This is a genomic window from Streptococcus oralis SK304, assembly GCF_000287715.1.
Classification (GTDB): domain Bacteria; phylum Bacillota; class Bacilli; order Lactobacillales; family Streptococcaceae; genus Streptococcus; species Streptococcus oralis_Y.
Genome location: NZ_ALJN01000006.1, coordinates 29,254 through 43,695, shown reverse-complemented (window position 1 = coordinate 43,695; position 14,442 = coordinate 29,254). Strand labels below are relative to the sequence as shown.

The following is a 14,442-nucleotide window of genomic DNA, read 5'->3' as shown; positions in this document are numbered from 1 at the left end:
CCTTTGATCTTTAATCATAATGCAGACTTCCTGCCACCCATCCGGTACAGAGGGCAGAAGTAATGTTAAAGCCGCCTGTATGGGCATTGATATCCAGTACCTCGCCAGCAAAGTGAAGGCCAGGTACCAGCTTACTTTCAAGGGTTTTAGGGTTGATTTCCTTGAGACTAACACCACCTTTGGTAACAAAGGACTTAGCCAATGACATTTTGCCTGTGACAGAGATTTTGAGAGCTTTGATAGACTGGAGCAGTTGTTCGCGTTCTTTTTCAGTTAGCTGTTTAACTTTTTCAGGATATCCTTGTACAAAAAATTCAGCTAAACGTTCTGGTAACAAGGTTTTCAAAGCATTTCTCAAGGATTTTTCTCGATGATTCTCCAGAAATTCCAACAAATCACTCTCAGAAAGTTGAGGCAAGACATCCAGTGAGAGAATCTCTCCGCCCTTGACAAAGCTGGACATGCGTAGGGTAGCAGGTCCTGATAAACCAAAGTGGGTAAAGAGCAGATCATGAGTGATGACATGCTTGCCATAGCTTAAGGTCACATCGTCAAGCGAAATCCCTTGTAAGGCCTTATGTGGAAAATCTGTCAATAAAGGACTTTCAGCAGCCTCAAGCTCGGTAATGGTGTGCTTAAAATGACGGGCAATCTCGTGTCCAAAACCAGTTGAACCAGTGGAAGGGTAGGATTTTCCACCAGTTGTGACAATGAGTTTATCGCAAGTGAAGGTTTGGTCCGCGGACTTAAGGACAAACTGGTCGTCTATCTTTTTAACCGAAACAATCTCCGTTTGAGTAGCAACTTGTCCGCCTAGCTCAGCGATTTTCTTTTCCAGCGCATCGATAATGGTTCGCGATTTGTCGCTGGCAGGAAAGACGCGGCCGTGGTCTTCAACCTTTAGTTTAACACCGTTTTCTGTGAAAAAGTTAATGATATCATGGTTATCAAACTGGGAAAAGACACTGTATAGAAAGCGGCCATTTCCAGGGATGCCAGCTAGTAGGTCATCTAAGCTTCCGTTATTGGTCACATTGCAGCGACCACCGCCCGTTCCAGCTAATTTTTTACCAAGTTTTCGATTTTTTTCGATGAGAAGGGTTTTCTGACCATAAAAGCTACTGGAAATGGTAGCCATCATACCAGCAGGCCCTCCACCAATGACAATAGTATCAAAATGTTTCATAGCTCTATTGTACCACAAAAAACAAGAGATGCTTGGCATCTCTTGTTGCTAATGATCTTAGTTGATTTCATATCCCATCAACAAACCGCCATCTTCTGCATAAAAACTGCAGAGACCAGATGTTGGGATGATATTGATATCAGCTTGTGAGAATGTTTCCAGCAAGCGGTCTGACAATTGCTGACAGAATTTTTCATTGCTGCGATGAGCCATGACGATACGCCCACCAGTATAGCCAGCCTTGATGAGTTCTTCATAGGCTGCTTGAAGGGATTTTTTTGGTCCACGCGCCTTTTGGAGCAGTTCTAGGGTTCCAGTTTCACTTGCTTCCCCGACCATACGGATGTTGAGAAGGCCAACGACTGTACCGATCAGCTTACTCAAACGGCCATTTTTTACCAAGTTATCGACCTTAGCGAGGACAAAGAGCAACTTGGTTTTTTCTTGGTAGGCTGTAATAGCTTCAACAATTTCCTCAAAAGAAAGTCCTTGATCAATCAAGTCATTGATTTTTTCTACAATTAGGTCAACTTCCCCACCAGCAGATAAACTATCAATCACATGAATCTGAGTGTCAGGGTGTTCTTCAAGGTAGATATTCTTAGCAAGTTGAGCACTATTATGGCTACCTGAAAGAGTACCAGTAATAGTAACGACAAAGATATGCTTCGCACCTTCGAATGCACGCAGGTAATCATCAGGGCTAGGACAGGCTGATTTTGAAGCCTCAGAAGTCGCATACATGGTTTCCATCATGTGGTCAATGTCAAGATTGGCATCATCGATAAAGACCTGATCAGCTACTTGAATGGTTAAAGGAACACTCACAAATTCGGTATCAATAGCAGGAGTTGCCAGTTGACGATAATCACAACCAGAGTCAGCTACAATCTTCCAAGTCATAGAAATTCTCCATCTTTGTCACTTATACATTGACAAAGGTTCTGTCTTTTTTTACAATTATATCATGAAAGCCCTTGAAACAAAAGTACCACCTCTCTGTTGTCACAAGTAGAAAGAAATTGTTATGTCTGAACGCAAAATATCTGAAAAATCACTTGAAAATCTCAGAAAATCAAATCAAGAATCCAATTTCTTGACCAGAGAAGCGATTGAGACTGCTCTTTTGCAACTTCTGGAAAAAAAAGACTTAGCCAAGATTAGCATTTCAGAGCTGGTCAAACGGGCGGGCGTTTCTCGTGCTGCCTTCTATCGAAATTATGACTCCAAAGAAGAGATTTTGGAAAGCGTCTTTAAACGCAGTGTTCACAATATCATGGAACAGCTCAGCCATTACGATGTCAAAACGGATCTTTATCTGGTCTGGGTTCATCTTTTTCGGGCAGCAAAGAAAGAAGCTAAGGTTATCCAACTTGCTTTGGACTACCACTTGGAAAAGATTTTTGTCCAAGCCATGCAGGAATTTCTGGAAAAATACCACGGAAAATCAAAAGGTGTCAGCAGCTACCTTCATTCCTTTTGGAGTTCTGCCATCGTATCGGTTCTGCTCAAATGGATCAAGGATGGTATGAAGGTTCCAGCTGAAAAGATTGCTGATTTACGCTTGCCATTTTTCAAAAAATAGAGGAAAAGGAGAAGACTTATGACAGAAAAAAGACTGGCTTGGGATGAGTACTTTGCAGCCCAGGCCTTACTGATTGCCAATCGTTCTACTTGTAAACGCGCCAAAGTAGGAGCTGTCCTAGTCAAGGATAATAAGGTCATTTCAACAGGTTACAATGGTTCTGTATCAGGAACGGAGCACTGTATTGACCACGAATGTCTGGTCATTGAAGGACACTGTGTCCGAACTCTTCATGCTGAGGTCAATGCCATCTTACAGGGAGCCGAACGTGGGGTTCCCAGAGGATTTACAGCCTATGTGACCCATTTCCCTTGTCTGAACTGCACCAAACAACTGCTACAAGTCGGCTGCAAACGTGTGGTTTATATCAATCAGTATCGTATGGACGACTATGCCAAATACCTTTATCACGAAAAAGGCACCGAGTTGACCCATTTACCATTAGAGACTGTTCAGACAGCTCTTCAAGAGGCAGATTTGATTTAAAAATTAATTAAAATAAATGGTTTAGAAAGCTTTTTAAACCGTTTTTTGATATAATAAGAAGAATAAATTGAAAGAAGGAACTCAGAAAATGGGAAAAATTGAAGTCATTAATCATCCACTCATTCAGCACAAATTGTCTATCTTGCGTCGTACAGACACTTCCACAAAAGCTTTCCGTGAGCTAGTAGATGAGATCGCAATGTTGATGGGATATGAAGTACTTCGTGATCTTCCACTTGAAGACGTTGAAATCGAAACACCTATCACAAAGACCGTTCAAAAACAATTGGCTGGTAAAAAATTGGCGATTGTCCCAATCTTGCGCGCAGGTATCGGGATGGTAGATGGGCTCTTGAGCTTGGTTCCAGCAGCCAAAGTTGGTCACATCGGTATGTACCGTGATGAAGAAACCCTTCAACCAGTTGAATACTTGGTGAAATTGCCTGAGGATATTGACCAACGACAAATCTTTGTCGTTGATCCAATGTTGGCAACAGGTGGCTCAGCTATCTTGGCTGTAGATTCGCTTAAAAAACGTGGCGCTTCAAATATCAAGTTTGTTTGCCTAGTATCTGCTCCAGAAGGAGTGAAAGCTCTTCAAGAAGCACACCCAGATGTAGAGATCTTTACAGCAGCCTTGGATGAACGCTTGAACGAACACGGTTATATCGTTCCAGGTCTTGGAGATGCTGGAGACCGCTTGTTCGGTACTAAATAAAATCCCAAAGTAAATATTGAAACTAGAAGTTCGTTTTTAACTTGAAAGGAGGTTGAGTTTTTGTTTCTGTTTAGAGAATAGAGCAAAAATTTGACCTTTTTTGACCAAAAAGATATAATAGTTCTGTATTGAGTCGTAAGACTAAGAAAATTCAACATTAAAAGGAGAAATGAATGATTCCTGTAGTTATTGAACAAACAAGCCGTGGAGAACGTTCATATGATATTTACTCACGTCTACTAAAAGATCGTATCATCATGTTGACTGGACCAGTTGAAGACAACATGGCCAACTCCGTTATTGCCCAATTGCTCTTCTTGGATGCCCAAGACAGTACAAAAGATATTTACCTTTATGTCAATACACCTGGGGGCTCTGTTTCAGCTGGTTTGGCAATCGTTGATACCATGAACTTTATCAAGGCAGATGTCCAAACAATCGTTATGGGGATGGCTGCATCCATGGGGACTGTCATTGCATCAAGTGGCGCAAAAGGCAAACGTTTCATGCTTCCAAATGCAGAGTACATGATTCACCAACCAATGGGTGGTACAGGTGGTGGTACCCAACAGACAGATATGGCAATCGCTGCAGAGCACTTACTTAAAACTCGTAAGACTTTGGAGCAAATTCTTGCAGATAACTCTGGTAAAACAGTTGAGCAAATTCATGTAGACGCAGAACGTGATTACTGGATGAGTGCCCAAGAAACACTTGAGTATGGTTTTATTGATGAAATCATGGCCAACAACTCTTTGAGCTAACCAACCTAAAAAGCAAACTCGACGGGGTTTGCTTTTTTTGGTATAATAGGGGAAGATTTCTTAGAAAGAGGATTCCTCATGTTTGAAAAAACAAATCGATCTGGATTAATCATCTATCTCTACTATAATCGGGATGCAAAAAAACTTCAGGAATGCGGTGATATCTGTTACCATTCCAAAAAACATCGTTACTTGCAGCTCTATGTTCCAACTGAGGAGCTAGATGACTTAGTTGAGAGATTAGGTAAGGAAAGATATATCAAGAAAATTAGACGGTGTCACATTCAAGAGTTAGAAACTCCTTTTGTTGGGAATCTCTATCGAAATGAAGAAAACGTTATCATTTAAAAAAGTGAATAAAAAGGTTGACAATTTTCTGATAATTCGGTATATTCTTAACATACTATTTTGGAACAACATTATAAGGAGATTAAAAATGAAGAAAAAATTTGCCCTATCTTTTGTGGCTCTTGCTAGCGTAGCCCTTCTCGCTGCTTGTGGAGAGGTCAAGTCAGGAGCGTCAAATACAACTGGTAACCCAGTAGACGAAAAGACTATCAAAATCGGTTTTAACTTTGAAGAAACAGGTGCCGTAGCAGCCTACGGAACATCTGAACAAAAAGGGGCCCAACTTGCCGTTGATGAAATCAATGCAGCAGGTGGTATCGATGGAAAACAAATCGAAGTTGTAGACAAAGACAACAAGTCAGAAACTGCCGAAGCAGCTTCTGTTACAACGAACCTTGTAACCCAATCAAAAGTGGCAGCTATTGTAGGACCTGCGACATCTGGTGCAACTGCTGCAGCTGTAGCTAACGCTACCAAAGCAGGAGTGCCATTGATCTCACCAAGTGCTACTCAAGATGGATTGACTAAAGGTCAAGATTACCTATTTATCGGAACATTCCAAGATAGCTTCCAAGGGAAGATTATTTCAAACTATGTGACAAACAAATTGAATGCTAAGAAGGTTGTTCTTTATACTGACAATGCTAGTGACTATGCTAAAGGTATTGCTAAATCTTTCCGTGAAACCTACAAGGGTGAGATTGTAGCAGATGAAACGTTTGTAGCAGGTGATACAGACTTCCAAGCAGCCCTTACTAAAATGAAAGGGAAAGAGTTTGACGCTATCGTTGTCCCAGGCTACTACACAGAAGCAGGTAAAATCGTAAACCAAGCCCGTGGTATGGGAATTGATAAACCAATCGTTGGTGGTGATGGATTTAACGGTGAAGAATTTGTTCAACAAGCAACAGCTGAAAAAGCATCAAACATTTACTTCATCTCAGGATTCTCAACTACAGTTGATGTTTCTGAAAAAGCTAAAGCCTTCCTTGAAGCATACCGTACTAAATACAATGAAGAACCTTCAACCTTCTCAGCCTTGGCTTATGACTCAGTTTACCTAGTAGCCAATGCTGCAAAAGGTGCTAAAAACTCAGGTGAAATCAAGGATAACCTTGCTAAAACAAAAGATTTTGATGGTGTAACTGGTCAAACGAGCTTTGATGCTGACCACAATACAGTGAAAACTGCTTACATGATGACCATGAACAATGGTAAAGTAGAAGCAGCAGAAGTTGTAAAACCATAACATTAGAATAGTAGTTGAAATAGGGAATGAGCCTTTGACTCACTCCCTGTTTCGGTGTTTATGAACTTGTGAAAATGATGAAATTTTCTAAAAAATAACGATAGAAAAGAGTGAATGCTATGCTCCAACAACTTGTGAATGGTTTAATCCTGGGTAGTGTTTATGCACTTTTGGCCTTGGGTTATACCATGGTTTATGGAATTATCAAACTCATCAACTTCGCCCACGGTGATATTTATATGATAGGTGCCTTTATTGGTTACTTTTTGATTAATTCCTTCCAAATGGATTTCTTTTTAGCTTTGATTATTTCAATGGCAGGAACCGCACTACTTGGTGTTGTGATTGAATTTCTTGCTTACCGTCCTTTGCGACACTCTACACGTATTGCCGTATTGATTACTGCCATCGGAGTGTCTTTCCTACTGGAATACGGAATGGTTTATCTAGTAGGTGCCAATACTCGTGCCTTTCCTCAAGCAATTGAAACAGTCCGCTTTGACTTGGGACCAATTAGCTTGACAAATGTTCAATTGATGATTTTAGCAGTTTCTGTACTCTTGATGGTTTTATTGCAATTAATCGTCCAAAAAACAAAAATGGGGAAAGCCATGCGTGCGGTATCAGTTGATAGTGACGCAGCTCAATTGATGGGAATTAATGTAAATCGTACAATCAGCTTTACCTTTGCTTTGGGTTCAGCCCTTGCTGGTGCGGCAGGTGTCCTCATTGCCCTTTACTACAACTCTCTTGAACCTTTGATGGGCGTGACTCCAGGTCTGAAATCATTCGTTGCAGCCGTACTTGGTGGTATCGGGATTATTCCTGGTGCAGCTCTAGGAGGATTTGTGATTGGCTTGTTGGAAACTTTTGCAACTGCCTTCGGTATGTCTGATTTCCGTGATGCTATCGTATATGGGATCTTGCTTTTAATTCTGATTATTCGTCCTGCAGGTATCCTTGGTAAGAATATGAAAGAGAAGGTGTAAACAATGAAGACAAATCTTAAAGTAAATATTCTCTGGTTATTCCTTCTGTTAGCGGGTTATGGATTGATTAGCGTACTGGTTTCTGTTGGTGTTCTCAATCTATTCCATGTTCAAATTTTAGAACAAATTGGGATTAATATTATCCTTGCAGTAGGTTTGAACTTAATCGTTGGTTTTTCAGGACAATTTTCACTCGGTCATGCAGGTTTTATGGCGATTGGGGCTTATGCAGCAGCGATTATTGGTTCAAAATCACCAACCTATGGTGCCTTCTTTGGAGCAATGGTCTTGGGTGCCTTGATTTCTGGTGCAGTTGCTTTGCTTGTTGGGATTCCAACTCTACGCTTGAAGGGGGACTATCTGGCTGTTGCAACACTAGGTGTTTCAGAAATCATCCGTATCTTTATCATTAATGGTGGCAGTTTGACCAATGGTGCCGCTGGTATCTTGGGTATTCCAAACTTTACCAACTGGCAAATGGTTTATCTATTTGTGGTGATCACAACTATTGCAACTCTCAACTTCTTACGTAGTCCAATCGGACGCTCTACTCTATCTGTTCGTGAGGATGAGATTGCTGCAGAGTCTGTTGGGGTAAACACTACAAAGATCAAGATCATCGCTTTTGTCTTTGGTGCTATTACTGCAAGTATTGCAGGGTCACTTCAGGCTGGATTTATCGGATCTGTTGTCCCAAAAGATTACACCTTTATTAATTCCATCAATGTGTTGATTATCGTTGTATTTGGTGGACTTGGATCGATTACTGGTACCATCGTTTCAGCGATTGTTTTAGGAATTTTAAATATGCTCCTTCAAGATGTTGCTAGCGTACGTATGATTATCTATGCCTTGGCTCTTGTATTGGTCATGATTTTCAGACCAGGTGGACTTCTTGGGACATGGGAATTAAGTCTATCACGTTTCTTTAAAAAATCTAAGAAGGAGGGACAAAACTAATGGCATTACTTGAAGTTAAACAGTTAACCAAACATTTTGGCGGTCTAACAGCTGTTGGAGATGTCACTCTTGAATTGAACGAGGGAGAATTGGTTGGTCTGATTGGACCAAACGGGGCTGGTAAGACAACCCTTTTCAATCTCTTGACCGGTGTTTATGAACCAAGCGAAGGTACTGTGACACTAGATGGTCACCTCCTAAATGGGAAAACTCCCTACAAGATTGCCTCACTTGGTCTCAGTCGTACCTTCCAAAATATTCGTTTGTTCAAGGACTTGACAGTTTTGGAAAATGTTTTGATTGCATTTAGCAATCATCATAAACAGCATGTCCTTGCGAGCTTTCTACGTCTACCAGCTTTTTATAAGAATGAGGAAGAATTAAAAAGCAAAGCTTTGGACTTGCTAAAGATTTTTGATTTGGATAGTGATGCAGATACTCTTGCCAAGAATCTGGCCTATGGTCAACAACGTCGATTAGAAATCGTTCGTGCTCTGGCAACTGAACCTAAAATCCTCTTTTTGGATGAACCGGCAGCTGGGATGAATCCTCAAGAAACAGCTGAATTGACAGAACTGATCCGTCGTATCAAAGATGAATTTAAAATTACCATCATGCTTATCGAACATGACATGAATTTGGTTATGGAAGTCACTGAGCGTATCTATGTTCTTGAATATGGTCGCTTGATTGCTCAGGGAACTCCTGACGAAATTAAGACGAATAAACGTGTTATCGAAGCTTATCTAGGAGGTGAAGCCTAATGCCTATGTTAAAAGTTGAAAACCTCTCTGTACATTATGGTATGATCCAAGCAGTTCGTGATGTGAGTTTCGAGGTTAATGAAGGAGAAGTTGTTTCCCTTATCGGTGCCAATGGTGCTGGTAAAACAACCATTCTTCGTACCCTTTCAGGTTTGGTTCGCCCAAGTGCTGGTAAAATTCAGTTTTTGGGAAAAGAAATTCAAAAGTTGCCAGCGCAAAAAATCGTGGCAGGTGGCCTTTCACAAGTTCCTGAGGGACGCCATGTTTTCCCAGGTTTGACTGTTATGGAAAACTTGGAAATGGGAGCTTTCTTGAAGAAAAATCGTGAAGAAAATCAAGCCAACTTGAAAAAAGTCTTTTCACGTTTCCCTCGTCTGGAAGAACGCAAAAACCAAGATGCGGCAACTCTTTCAGGTGGTGAACAGCAGATGCTGGCTATGGGACGCGCTCTCATGTCTACACCTAAGCTTCTCCTCTTGGATGAGCCGTCAATGGGACTTGCTCCTATCTTTATCCAAGAAATTTTTGATATCATTCAAGATATTCAGAAGCAAGGAACGACAGTTCTCCTAATTGAACAGAACGCTAACAAGGCTCTTGCTATCTCTGACCGTGGTTATGTACTTGAAACAGGCAAGATTGTCCTATCAGGAACAGGAAAAGACCTCGCCTCATCAGAAGAAGTCAGAAAAGCATATCTAGGTGGCTAAAAAGGTCCGGGGGACCTTTTTAGTCGGCGGATAAAAATTGCGCAAGCAATTCTCCTCTAGTCTGGGAGACTAGTTTAGGTTGCGGATGGAGATTGCGCACGCAATCCCTCTATAGACCGGGGGACCTTTTTAGTCGGCGGATAAGAATTGTGCAGCTATTCTCCTTTAGTCTGGGAGACTAGTTTAGGTTGTGGATGAGAGTTGCGAAAGCAATTTCCCTATAGACCCGGGGGCATTTCAATCGTTAGATGAAGATGGCCAAACAATCATCCTATAACAGGGGCTTACTTTCCTAATCATCAGATGATAAAATGTTCTGGAGCTCCAACTTAGGAGCTTTTTCGTTTATAGTTGGATTTTGGAAATAAATGAAATGGTGCCTTAATTTTAACTAGATGATTTCGTGTTTGAATTGACAGTCCTTTTTGTTCATATTATAATATGGGTAAGTGGAAATTGAACAGGAGGACTGAGAGATGGTAACAGAAAAACAATTTAAACTTTTGCGTTTTATGTTGACACATAAAGAAAATACATTTACTCAGAGACAGTTAGCTGGAGAGTTAGACCTATCTTTAGGAACAATTAACACATTGTTGAAAAAACTGAAAGAAGAGAAGTGGATTGATGAGGAGCTTCACTTAACAGAACTAGGCCAGAAAGTTTTAGAACCCTATCGAGTAGAAAATGCTATTATAATGGCTGCTGGCATGAGTAGCCGTTTTGCTCCTTTGTCTTATGAAATTCCTAAAGGATTGCTTCAAGTTAAGGGGGAACGCTTGATAGAGAGGGAAATCAGACAACTGCAAGAAGCAGGAATAGAAGACATAATCGTTATCGTAGGCTATCTTCAAGAAAAAATGTTCTATCTTGCAGAGAAGTTTGGTGTAAAAATTGTAGTGAATAATGATTACTACAAATACAATAACTGTTCGTCTCTTATGTTGGTTAAAGATCAACTTTCCAACACTTATATTTGTTCATCGGATAATTATTTTGTGGAAAATCCGTTTGAGCAATATATTTATAGAGGTTACTACTCGACCATATTTGCAGAAGGTCAAACGGACGAATATTGTGCTATAAAAGATTCGAATCACACGATCATTGATATTCAGATTGGTGGGGAAAATACTTGGGCCATGGTGGGGCACGTTTATTTCGACCGTGCATTTAGCGAGAAATTCAAGGAAATTTTAGAAACCGAGTTTAAGCACGAACCTTATCGTGAACAGCTTTGGGAGGATTACTATAGTCGCCATGTCAAGGAACTCCTTTTAGAAGCTCGTCACTATTCAGCGGATATTGTTAAAGAATTTGATTCACTAGATGAACTCCGTCAATTTGATGAACGTTATTTGGTAAATGCAGATTCGGCCATTATTGATAATATCTGTAAGACATTAAAGTGTGTGGCTTCAGATATTGTCAATATCAAACCACTAAAAGATGGATTAACCAACACATCATTTTCATTTGACTGCCTAGGGAGGAAATATGTTTACCGTCATCCAGGTAGAGGAACGGAGAATTATATCGATCGTGCTAGCGAGGCAGCTTCCATGGAAATTGCTGCAAAATTGAAGATTGACCGTACCTTTGTTGCCATGAACAAGGATGAGGGCTGGAAAATTTCAGAATTTATCCCTAATGCTAAGCAACTTGATTATGAAAATTGGGATGATGTGGCACAAGCAATGGATCTCTTGAGACGGTTACACCAATCTGGAGAAAAAACGGGACATTCCTTTGACCAATTTGAAGGAATTGATGATTTTAGAGAAAAATTAAAGGCTAGAAATCGATTCGAGTTTGATGGTCTCGAGGAATTGGATCAAACTGTTTCAATTCTCAAAAATTATTTACAGAAGGATCCCAAACAGATTGTTCTTTGTCATGGAGATTCCTATAGTCCTAATTTTTTGTTAAATGAAGCAGGCGAAATGAGTTTGATTGATTGGGAATATTCTGGAATGGGAGAGCCAGCAGGAGATTTAGGAACCTTTATCGCTTGTTCCAATTATTCCGTAGAGGATGCTGAAAAAGTACTGGAATTGTATCTACAAGAAGTACCAGATAAGAAAACCAAACGTCACTACTTAGCTTATGTCGCAGTGACCTCATATTATTGGTTCTTATGGGCTTTGTTCCAGGAGAGTGTCGGAAAACCAGTTGGTGAATTTCTTTACATCTGGTATCGCTATACCAAACAATATGGACAACTGGCCCTTGATTTGTATTTGGAGGAAAACTGAGATGAAAACGACATCCGAAATTGAAGAATTAGTAGCAACTGAAACAAAGAGAAGATTGGAAGAAATGGAGTCTCCAAACTACGAGTTTGTTCAACCCTTCCTAAAAAGTGATTTCATTTTAATCATCTCCATAGTCCTAATCAACCTTATTTTGATTATCTTAGCAATGACGGGAGGAATTCAATAATATGTCTAAAATGAATGACTATATCCAACAAGAAACCATAACAGGAATTGTTCCCATGACCAATAAGGATCGTCAGTATTCTTTTTGGGATCTTTTTCTATCGACAAGTGGTTTTGCCATTGCTACTTGGTGTTATACCCAAGGGGCTTATGTAGCTCAATATTTGACCTTTAATCAAATGTTGATTAATATTTTTAGTTTCAACATTATCTGGGTTTTTATCGAATGTCTCCCAATCTTGTTTGCTGTTAAATATGGAATTGATTTGTGGATTTGGTTGAGAGCCGTTCTAGGTAGAAAAGGGGTGGCCTTGCTATCAACTATTATTAGCTTGGCTAACTTTGGCTGGTACGCCGTTGCAGCTAATCTTTTTGCCAGTTCCATGATTCATTTGGCAAACAATTTTGGACTTGGTTTAGACAAGGGAGTATGGGCGCCTATTCTTGGTACACTCTGTGTTCTTCTTGGAACTCTCATTGCTCTAGGGGGTCCAGAGGTGATCAAATGGACCAATCGCTTCTTGGTTATCGCCCTGTTGATTGTTGGTCTGATTATTGTTGGAATCTGTTTTGTAGCTGTGCCTATCACTGACATTATGAACATTCAACCAGCCACTCAAGGAGATTTGACGCCATTAGAACGCTTCATGCTTTCTGGAGAAGGAAATGTAGCCTTTGCCTTCTCTTGGTCTACACAAGCATTGGTTTTACCGCGTTTGGCAAAATCAGAACGTAGTGGCTATTGGGCTACAGCCTTATCATACGGAGTTGTTGCGCCCTTCTTCGTTGCGACAGGTGGAGTGATGGCTTTGGCCATGTTTGTTAAAACAGGTGTTTATGAAAGTGATCCAACAACCATGCTATCAACTCTAAGCACACCTGCCTTTGCTCTCTTAAGTCTACTACTAGTAGCCTTTGCCAATATTGGAACCCAGGGGACAGGATCATACGTGAACTGTATGATTGTCAAAAGTGGAATGCCCAAAGTAAGCTATAAACTAATGGTTTGGATTGCCATGGTCTACGTGAGTCTACTCACTATCTGGGGAGGAGTAGAAGAGTATTTCGGATCCTTCATCTCCCTAGCAGCCTATATTCAGGGGCCAATTATTGGTATGATTGTTGTTGACTATTTTATCTTAAGAAAACGAAAACTCGACTTGCGGTCAGCCTATTTCCTTGAAGGGCATGACGCCTACGAGTTTACCAAAGGATTTAACTTAGTTGGCTTGTCTTGCGTATTTATCTCCTTATTGGTAGCGGTACTATTTGTTTACAACCCTGTAACTGCACAAATTCAAAGTCCAATCTTTTTAATCACAACGGGTAGTGGTTTTACTGCGCTATTTGGTGGTCTACTATACTGGCTAGCTAGTCTTAGCCCATTGAAACGTTATATGATAAAAGATCGAGACACTGTTACGATTTAAGAAGAGAGGGAACTTCGGTTCCCTTTTAACTTACACTGGCATTTTATGCAAACTTCTCAGATTATTCAAAATCTTGAAAAAGAGATGAAAGCGTTTGATAGATTTTCTAAGAAAGTGTATAATAAAAGTAGCAATATAGAAGGAGAAGTCTCATGGCAGTTAAAGATTTCATGACCCGTAAGGTAGTTTATATCAGTCCAGATACGACTGTAGCACACGCAGCAGATTTGATGCGCGAGCAAGGCTTGCACCGTTTACCTGTTATCGAAAACGATCAATTAGTCGGATTGGTAACAGAAGGAACCATCGCGGAAGCCAGCCCATCTAAAGCAACAAGTCTCTCTATCTATGAGATGAATTATCTTTTGAATAAAACCAAAGTAAAAGATGTGATGATTCGAGATGTCGTGACTGTTTCTGGATATGCTAGTCTAGAAGATGCGACCTATCTGATGCTGAAAAATAAAATTGGGATATTACCAGTCGTAGACAACCATCAAGTTTATGGCGTAATTACAGATCGCGATGTCTTTCGGGCATTCTTGGAAATTGCCGGATACGGAGAAGAGGGAATTCGTGTTCGTTTTATCACAGAAAATGAAGTCGGTGTACTGGGGAAAATTGTAGCTTTAATTGTAGAAGAGGATTTAAATATTTCCCATACTGTAAACATTCCACGTAAGGATGGCAAGGTCGTCATCGAAGTTCAAATTGATGGAAAAATCGATTTGACTGCATTAAAGGATAAGTTTGAAAAAGAAGGAATTCAAGTGGAGGAGATCACTCATACCTCTGCTAAAGTCCTTTAAACA

16 protein-coding genes are annotated in these 14,442 nt (G+C 40.4%); 14 read left to right on the top strand and 2 right to left on the bottom strand.

Annotated features, from left to right (window positions below; genetic code table 11):
• Positions 1 to 10 precede the first annotated feature (10 nt).
• Positions 11 to 1,186 carry an NAD(P)/FAD-dependent oxidoreductase gene (locus HMPREF1125_RS03500; RefSeq protein ID WP_000680046.1) on the bottom strand — a complete coding sequence of 392 codons (1,176 nt, stop codon included), beginning with the start codon at positions 1,184 to 1,186 and terminating at the stop codon, positions 11 to 13.
• A gap of 57 nt (positions 1,187 to 1,243) precedes the next feature.
• Positions 1,244 to 2,089: a DegV family protein gene (locus HMPREF1125_RS03495; RefSeq protein ID WP_000219946.1), complete on the bottom strand. Its 846-nt coding sequence runs from the start codon at positions 2,087 to 2,089 to the stop codon at positions 1,244 to 1,246.
• Between the two features lie 124 nt (positions 2,090 to 2,213).
• Here HMPREF1125_RS03495 and HMPREF1125_RS03490 point away from each other — a divergent pair, with 124 nt between their 5' ends.
• The 14 genes from HMPREF1125_RS03490 (at position 2,214) to HMPREF1125_RS03425 (ending at position 14,439) form a co-directional block, all read left to right on the top strand.
• Positions 2,214 to 2,771 (top strand): TetR/AcrR family transcriptional regulator, encoded by a 558-nt coding sequence (locus HMPREF1125_RS03490; RefSeq protein WP_000003897.1) that lies wholly within the window; start codon positions 2,214 to 2,216, stop codon positions 2,769 to 2,771.
• Between the two features lie 18 nt (positions 2,772 to 2,789).
• The gene (locus tag HMPREF1125_RS03485; RefSeq protein WP_000136988.1) at positions 2,790 to 3,257 is read left to right on the top strand and encodes a deoxycytidylate deaminase; all 468 of its coding nucleotides are present in this window, start codon (positions 2,790 to 2,792) and stop codon (positions 3,255 to 3,257) included.
• Between the two features lie 88 nt (positions 3,258 to 3,345).
• Positions 3,346 to 3,975: a uracil phosphoribosyltransferase gene (upp, locus tag HMPREF1125_RS03480; RefSeq protein ID WP_000515974.1), complete on the top strand. Its 630-nt coding sequence runs from the start codon at positions 3,346 to 3,348 to the stop codon at positions 3,973 to 3,975.
• A gap of 173 nt (positions 3,976 to 4,148) precedes the next feature.
• Positions 4,149 to 4,739, top strand: coding sequence for an ATP-dependent Clp protease proteolytic subunit ClpP (clpP, locus tag HMPREF1125_RS03475; protein ID WP_000613469.1), 591 nt, complete (start codon positions 4,149 to 4,151; stop codon positions 4,737 to 4,739).
• A gap of 78 nt (positions 4,740 to 4,817) precedes the next feature.
• Entirely contained in the window at positions 4,818 to 5,087 is a 270-nt protein-coding gene (locus HMPREF1125_RS03470) for a YlbG family protein (protein WP_000462106.1), read from the top strand.
• A gap of 88 nt (positions 5,088 to 5,175) precedes the next feature.
• Positions 5,176 to 6,336, top strand: a complete 1,161-nt coding sequence (locus tag HMPREF1125_RS03465) for an ABC transporter substrate-binding protein (protein ID WP_000726135.1) — start codon at positions 5,176 to 5,178, stop codon at positions 6,334 to 6,336.
• A gap of 119 nt (positions 6,337 to 6,455) precedes the next feature.
• Entirely contained in the window at positions 6,456 to 7,325 is an 870-nt protein-coding gene (locus HMPREF1125_RS03460) for a branched-chain amino acid ABC transporter permease (RefSeq protein ID WP_000941408.1), read from the top strand.
• A 3-nt stretch (positions 7,326 to 7,328) separates the two neighbouring features.
• The gene (locus HMPREF1125_RS03455) at positions 7,329 to 8,285 is read left to right on the top strand and encodes a branched-chain amino acid ABC transporter permease (protein WP_000856264.1); all 957 of its coding nucleotides are present in this window, start codon (positions 7,329 to 7,331) and stop codon (positions 8,283 to 8,285) included.
• Positions 8,285 to 9,049 carry an ABC transporter ATP-binding protein gene (locus HMPREF1125_RS03450; RefSeq protein WP_001186017.1) on the top strand — a complete coding sequence of 255 codons (765 nt, stop codon included), beginning with the start codon at positions 8,285 to 8,287 and terminating at the stop codon, positions 9,047 to 9,049. The genes HMPREF1125_RS03455 and HMPREF1125_RS03450 overlap by 1 nt, the downstream gene beginning before the upstream one ends.
• Positions 9,049 to 9,759 carry an ABC transporter ATP-binding protein gene (locus HMPREF1125_RS03445; protein WP_001132116.1) on the top strand — a complete coding sequence of 237 codons (711 nt, stop codon included), beginning with the start codon at positions 9,049 to 9,051 and terminating at the stop codon, positions 9,757 to 9,759. Before HMPREF1125_RS03450 ends, HMPREF1125_RS03445 begins: the two co-directional genes overlap by 1 nt.
• A gap of 476 nt (positions 9,760 to 10,235) precedes the next feature.
• Positions 10,236 to 12,014 carry a phosphotransferase gene (locus HMPREF1125_RS03440; RefSeq protein ID WP_000255712.1) on the top strand — a complete coding sequence of 593 codons (1,779 nt, stop codon included), beginning with the start codon at positions 10,236 to 10,238 and terminating at the stop codon, positions 12,012 to 12,014.
• A 1-nt stretch (position 12,015) separates the two neighbouring features.
• Positions 12,016 to 12,201 carry a hypothetical protein gene (locus tag HMPREF1125_RS03435; RefSeq protein WP_000859102.1) on the top strand — a complete coding sequence of 62 codons (186 nt, stop codon included), beginning with the start codon at positions 12,016 to 12,018 and terminating at the stop codon, positions 12,199 to 12,201.
• 1 nt (position 12,202) lies between these two features.
• A complete protein-coding gene (locus tag HMPREF1125_RS03430) occupies positions 12,203 to 13,630 on the top strand; it encodes a cytosine permease (protein ID WP_000041474.1) in 1,428 nt (475 codons plus the stop codon).
• Between the two features lie 152 nt (positions 13,631 to 13,782).
• Positions 13,783 to 14,439, top strand: a complete 657-nt coding sequence (locus tag HMPREF1125_RS03425) for a CBS domain-containing protein (protein ID WP_000268649.1) — start codon at positions 13,783 to 13,785, stop codon at positions 14,437 to 14,439.
• The last annotated feature ends 3 nt before the right edge of the window (positions 14,440 to 14,442 follow it).

Coding starts and splice junctions, on each gene's coding strand:
- upp (WP_000515974.1), top strand. CDS start 3,346: ATGGGAAAAATTGAAGTCATTAATCATCCACTCATTCAGCACAAATTG.
- HMPREF1125_RS03430 (WP_000041474.1), top strand. CDS start 12,203: ATGTCTAAAATGAATGACTATATCCAACAAGAAACCATAACAGGAATT.
- HMPREF1125_RS03495 (WP_000219946.1), bottom strand. CDS start 2,089: ATGACTTGGAAGATTGTAGCTGACTCTGGTTGTGATTATCGTCAACTG.
- HMPREF1125_RS03490 (WP_000003897.1), top strand. CDS start 2,214: ATGTCTGAACGCAAAATATCTGAAAAATCACTTGAAAATCTCAGAAAA.
- HMPREF1125_RS03460 (WP_000941408.1), top strand. CDS start 6,456: ATGCTCCAACAACTTGTGAATGGTTTAATCCTGGGTAGTGTTTATGCA.
- HMPREF1125_RS03485 (WP_000136988.1), top strand. CDS start 2,790: ATGACAGAAAAAAGACTGGCTTGGGATGAGTACTTTGCAGCCCAGGCC.
- HMPREF1125_RS03470 (WP_000462106.1), top strand. CDS start 4,818: ATGTTTGAAAAAACAAATCGATCTGGATTAATCATCTATCTCTACTAT.
- HMPREF1125_RS03450 (WP_001186017.1), top strand. CDS start 8,285: ATGGCATTACTTGAAGTTAAACAGTTAACCAAACATTTTGGCGGTCTA.
- HMPREF1125_RS03465 (WP_000726135.1), top strand. CDS start 5,176: ATGAAGAAAAAATTTGCCCTATCTTTTGTGGCTCTTGCTAGCGTAGCC.
- HMPREF1125_RS03500 (WP_000680046.1), bottom strand. CDS start 1,186: ATGAAACATTTTGATACTATTGTCATTGGTGGAGGGCCTGCTGGTATG.
- HMPREF1125_RS03445 (WP_001132116.1), top strand. CDS start 9,049: ATGCCTATGTTAAAAGTTGAAAACCTCTCTGTACATTATGGTATGATC.
- HMPREF1125_RS03440 (WP_000255712.1), top strand. CDS start 10,236: ATGGTAACAGAAAAACAATTTAAACTTTTGCGTTTTATGTTGACACAT.
- HMPREF1125_RS03425 (WP_000268649.1), top strand. CDS start 13,783: ATGGCAGTTAAAGATTTCATGACCCGTAAGGTAGTTTATATCAGTCCA.
- clpP (WP_000613469.1), top strand. CDS start 4,149: ATGATTCCTGTAGTTATTGAACAAACAAGCCGTGGAGAACGTTCATAT.
- HMPREF1125_RS03435 (WP_000859102.1), top strand. CDS start 12,016: ATGAAAACGACATCCGAAATTGAAGAATTAGTAGCAACTGAAACAAAG.
- HMPREF1125_RS03455 (WP_000856264.1), top strand. CDS start 7,329: ATGAAGACAAATCTTAAAGTAAATATTCTCTGGTTATTCCTTCTGTTA.